At 52.5% G+C, this 3,096-nt stretch carries 4 protein-coding genes and 3 tRNA genes; all 7 read right to left on the bottom strand.

Annotated elements, in window-relative coordinates:
* The coding region (locus tag C7534_RS24355; protein WP_256594816.1) for a GTP-binding protein at positions 1-254 on the bottom strand (254 nt) is incomplete at its 3' end.
* A gap of 84 nt (positions 255-338) precedes the next feature.
* A tRNA-Thr gene (locus tag C7534_RS24350) sits at positions 339-414 on the bottom strand.
* Positions 415-440: 26 nt separating this feature from the next.
* Positions 441-514 (bottom strand) — tRNA-Gly (locus C7534_RS24345).
* A gap of 24 nt (positions 515-538) precedes the next feature.
* Positions 539-623, bottom strand: a tRNA-Tyr gene (locus tag C7534_RS24340).
* A gap of 144 nt (positions 624-767) precedes the next feature.
* Complete coding sequence (locus C7534_RS24335; RefSeq protein ID WP_046033392.1) at positions 768-1,208, bottom strand: hypothetical protein; 441 nt, start codon at positions 1,206-1,208, stop codon at positions 768-770.
* A 7-nt stretch (positions 1,209-1,215) separates the two neighbouring features.
* Positions 1,216-1,965 carry a pantothenate kinase gene (locus C7534_RS24330; protein WP_109787303.1) on the bottom strand — a complete coding sequence of 250 codons (750 nt, stop codon included), beginning with the start codon at positions 1,963-1,965 and terminating at the stop codon, positions 1,216-1,218.
* Positions 1,955-2,914, bottom strand: coding sequence for a bifunctional biotin--[acetyl-CoA-carboxylase] ligase/biotin operon repressor BirA (gene birA, locus C7534_RS24325; protein WP_109787302.1), 960 nt, complete (start codon positions 2,912-2,914; stop codon positions 1,955-1,957). The genes C7534_RS24330 and birA overlap by 11 nt, the downstream gene beginning before the upstream one ends.
* Positions 2,915-3,096 lie beyond the last annotated feature (182 nt).

Genomic DNA, 3,096 nt, shown 5'->3' with positions numbered 1-3,096 from the left:
TGACCTGGGCAGTCAACGTGAGCGTAGTGACGGATCTTCGAGTTGTACTCAACGTGCGCGGTGTTGATGGTGATACCGCGAGCTTTTTCTTCTGGCGCGCTGTCGATCTTATCGAAATCAACGATAGCCGAACCGAAAACCTCGGAGCAAACACGAGTCAGAGCAGCAGTCAGAGTGGTTTTACCGTGGTCAACGTGACCAATGGTACCAACGTTGACGTGCGGCAGAGAACGATCGAACTTTTCCTTAGCCATCGAAACAACCCTCAGCAGAAGAATTAAGCGAACAATATCAGCCATTAAAACAAAGGCAGATATTTTCATATCTGCCTTGTTATATGGAGCTCTTGAGCGGATTTGAACCGCTGACCTCACCCTTACCAAGGGTGTGCTCTACCAACTGAGCTACAAGAGCGTAACACTTTGCAGGACCTGCAAACTTGGAGCGGGTAGCGGGAATCGAACCCGCATCATCAGCTTGGAAGGCTGAGGTTCTACCACTAAACTATACCCGCGGAGCTTGCAGCTCTCGCTAAAAATGGTGGAGGGGGAAGGATTCGAACCTTCGAAGTCGTAGACGTCAGATTTACAGTCTGATCCCTTTGGCCGCTCGGGAACCCCTCCTAAGCGAGCCGGCATTCTACATCATGCCAGCCTTCTGTCAAGCATTTTTCTCATTAAAAACCTGAGCTTAGCTGCGTTGACACTGCTATCACACCGCTGACCGTTAAAGGTCTTCACTGCGAAGCGGGCGCCATTCTATTCAAACTATTCGGCAGGCGCAACCCCCTCGCACGGCATTATTTTATGTTTTAACTCATTGAATTCTTTAGAAAGGTTTTGCAGCTGCAAACCATCCAGCAAACGCTGGCTTTCGGGTAGTACAAGCACCCAGTAACCGGACGACTCGACGGGATCTTTCTGCAAGGACTGAAACCTCACACCCATCTCACCAAGTCGCCGCCCAACCAACAACAGTGACTCCTGACGAGAAAAGCCACCCAAATAGAGACAGCTTCCGCTAGCCACTGTGGATTTTTCTTTGTCATGAGTCGCATCAGCTGCTTCGCTCAACAAGCGAATATCCTGCTGAGACCCTCGGTACAAACTCAAAGGCGTTACATCTTTTGCCCGCAGAGGGGCTTCTTGCTGATGCCAAATGTAATAGACGACGTTGAGAACAAGCAGCAACAGGAACAACCAACGCATAAAAACCTCAAGACAATGGACATGCCATCGCTAAACCTACAAAAATCAGGTCTGGAACCAGCCTGGCCTCGGGCACGATTCCGGCGACAAGAGCCGCATCTCCCCCGGTAAGGAACACCACAAAGTCCTCCCCCCAATAACTGCGCGCCATCTCCAGTTGAGTCAGGACAAATCCCCTCAGCATAAGAGAACAGCCTCGCTCAACCGCCTCCACTGTCGTGCGACCAGGAGCGAGACTCTCAAGGGCCCGCTCGGCAGCCAGATCCCCATACCTAATCTTGCGAGTATGGGTTCGTAGCTGATGACGCATCAAAGGCATCCCAGGGCAAATAAAACCACCAAGATGCTCTCCATCCCCAGCAACGAAGTCAGCAGTCACAGCCGTACCGAAATCAAGCACCAGGCACGCACCAGAAGCCAGATGAAACCCTCCAAGCATTGCCAGCCAGCGATCTAGCCCCAACCGCTCATACTCGTCATAGCCATTGCGCACCCCAGCCACTTGGCGAGCAGGCGAAGCACATACCACAGACACACCAAAAGCTTGCGTCAATAGATAGTTCAACGCACTGGTTTCTTCCGCCGTTCTAACACTCACCAACCGACAGTGCGTAAGGGCTAGCCCATCAAGATTGCGCAGCCCTTCCAGCAAAGCGTCATCTGAATCGACTACGCCCTCACTGAACACTCGACTGACACCTGCGCGAAGCACACGCCACTTTATAAAACTATTTCCACAGTCGAGCTCAAGAATCATCACGCAACCTCAAACTGAGCTCACCACCACTAAAGACTTTTTCAACGCCATTCACTTTCAAGCGCAAAGCCCCCTGACTGTCGATACCCAACACTTCCCCCTCTATCTGGCTCGTGCCGGCTATCAATGTGACTGGTCGCCCTTGCCATAGGTGATTTTGCTCCCACTCAGACTGAATAGAGGAGAACCCATCGCGCTGGTGCCGAGCCAAATACGCCTGGAGCTGCGAACACAACTCCGAAACCAGGTGATTACGATCAATCACCCTGCCCGACTCCAGGCGCATCGATGTCCACAACTGGTCAACCTCATCAGTGATCTGCATGTTGACGTTGATGCCAACACCGATCACTACGTGACACACATCCGCGGGATCACCGACCAACTCAAGCAATATCCCGGCGATTTTTTTCTGATCAGCCAATAAATCGTTGGGCCATTTTAATCCAACGCCAGAAACACCGAGCGCACGCAAGGTGTGCATGACCGCGAGACCGACAACGAGGCTCAATCCCTCCAGTTGTCGCATTCCACCCTCTATGCGCAACACCAAACTGCAATAGATGTTTTCTGCGAAAGGACTGACCCATTTGCGCCCTCGCCGCCCACGCCCAGCGGTCTGGCGCTCGGCAAGCAATAACAATGGCGCGGCCCGACCACGCTCAATAGCTCGTAAAGCCTCAGCGTTGGTGGAGTCTATTGAATCGAAGACAAAAATGGGCCAGCCACAATCAGGTGCACGCTCTTTTATGGCTACAGGATCGAGCAGCGTCAACGGCGCAGCCAGCTGATATCCGCGGCCGCGCACTTTATGAATAGACAAGCCGAGCTCAGCTTCTAGATGCTGAAGCTGCTTCCACACAGCACTACGACTGATGCCCAACGCAACACCCAGAGCCTCACCCGAATGGAACCGGCCATCTTTAAGAAGCTTTAACAACGTCAGCATGTAAGTTTCGCCTCACAATGAGGCCCGCATGATAGCCATGCCGCGAGCCGCTGCATAGAAACCCGACAAGCCGGGTTTTCTGCGGGCAAAACAAAACCCCAACTGCTTTCGCAATTGGGGTTTCGGAATTTAATCTTGACGATGACCTACTCTCACATGGGGAAACCCCACACTACCATCGG

It is taken from the genome of Pseudomonas sp. OV226 (assembly GCF_003148705.1).
Taxonomy (GTDB): Bacteria; Pseudomonadota; Gammaproteobacteria; order Pseudomonadales; family Pseudomonadaceae; genus Aquipseudomonas.
This window is presented reverse-complemented; position numbering and strand designations above follow the sequence as displayed.

Coding starts and splice junctions, on each gene's coding strand:
- C7534_RS24335 (WP_046033392.1), bottom strand. CDS start 1,208: ATGCGTTGGTTGTTCCTGTTGCTGCTTGTTCTCAACGTCGTCTATTAC.
- C7534_RS24330 (WP_109787303.1), bottom strand. CDS start 1,965: ATGATTCTTGAGCTCGACTGTGGAAATAGTTTTATAAAGTGGCGTGTG.
- birA (WP_109787302.1), bottom strand. CDS start 2,914: ATGCTGACGTTGTTAAAGCTTCTTAAAGATGGCCGGTTCCATTCGGGT.